This is a genomic window from Nonomuraea sp. NPDC050451 (assembly GCF_044458585.1).
Genome location: NZ_JBITHZ010000116.1, coordinates 1 through 1361 on the forward strand (window position 1 = coordinate 1; position 1361 = coordinate 1361).

Consider the following 1361-nt stretch of genomic DNA (forward strand, 5'->3'; position numbering starts at 1 on the left):
CCAGGGCCAAAGCGTTCTCGTCTGATGGGACACGCACAGGCTCGATGAAGCCGGGCGGTTGAGGGCACCCCGGCCGGCAGATGGCAAACGCGACCCCTGAAGATCGTTGGGTGTCTACGCCAGTCGATCAAGAACAGGGGCCGCGTTCGCGTGCCATCATCCCCGATCGACGTGCTCGCCCGCCACCTGGAGCACGTCACCGTCACCGACCCACCGACCGACCTGCCCACACTCGCCAAGCTCCTGGACACCATCCCGGACCCGCGAAGCCGCCGGGGCCGCCGCTACCGACTCGGCCCCCTCCTGGCGTTATCCCTGCTCGCCGTGCTTGGCGGAGCAACCTCCCTGGCCAAGATCGCCCGATTCATCGCCGGATACGACCCCGACCTACGCGCCCGGGCCGGTCTACCCGGCACCGTACAGCCGGCGGCCAGTACCCTGGCACGACTGTTCGCCCGCCTGGATGGCGACTCCTTCGACGCTGCGACCTGCACCTACCTGGCCACGCTCGCTGACTGCGGCCCGCCCTCCACCACCGACATCCGGCCCCCGGCCCGGACCGCGCTGTCCGGCCTGGCCGTGGATGGCAAGACTCTGCGCGGCAGCCGCACCCCGGATGGCGCCGTCCACCTGCTGGCCGCCACCCGCCACGACACCCAGACCGTCATAGCCCAGCAGCAGGTCAAGGCCAAGAGCAACGAGATCCCCGCGTTCACACCCCTGCTGTCCCACCTGGACCTGACCGGCGTGGTGGTCACCGCCGATGCCCTGCACACCCAGCACGACCACGCCCACCACGTCATCGCCGCCGGTGGCCACTACCTGTTCATCGTCAAAGGCAACCAGCCCACCCTCCTGCGCCGACTCAAGGCCCTGCCCTGGCGCGAGGCGATTCTCAACGACCGCACCGACGAGACTGGGCACGGCCGCCGCGAGATCCGCCGCATGAAAATCTGCACCGCCCGCCCCGGCCTGCCCTTCCCACACGCCGCCCAGGCCGTCCAGGTCAAACGCCGCCGTACCGACCACCGCACCGGCAAGACCACCATCGTCACCATCTACGCCATCACCGACCTTCCACCAGGCCGGATCACTCACGCCCAGCTCGCCGCACTCATCCGCGGCCATTGGGGCATCGAGGCACTGCACCACATCCGCGACGTCACCTACCGTGAAGACGCCTCCCGCATCCGCACCGGCACCGCACCCCGCATCATGGCCAGCCTGCGCAACCTCGCCATCGGCCTGGCCCGCCTGATCGGCTGGACCAACATCGCAGCCGCCACCGACCACTACCGCAGCCACCCCACCGACGGACTGCAGCTACTCGGGCTCACAACATGAGAACGCATCGGCCCTGG

1 protein-coding gene is annotated in these 1361 nt (G+C 69.4%); it reads left to right on the plus strand.

Going from position 1 to position 1361, the window contains the following annotated elements:
* Positions 1 to 150: 150 nt before the first annotated feature.
* Entirely contained in the window at positions 151 to 1344 is a 1194-nt protein-coding gene (locus ACIBI9_RS67890) for an ISAs1 family transposase (RefSeq protein WP_397239695.1), read from the plus strand.
* Positions 1345 to 1361 lie beyond the last annotated feature (17 nt).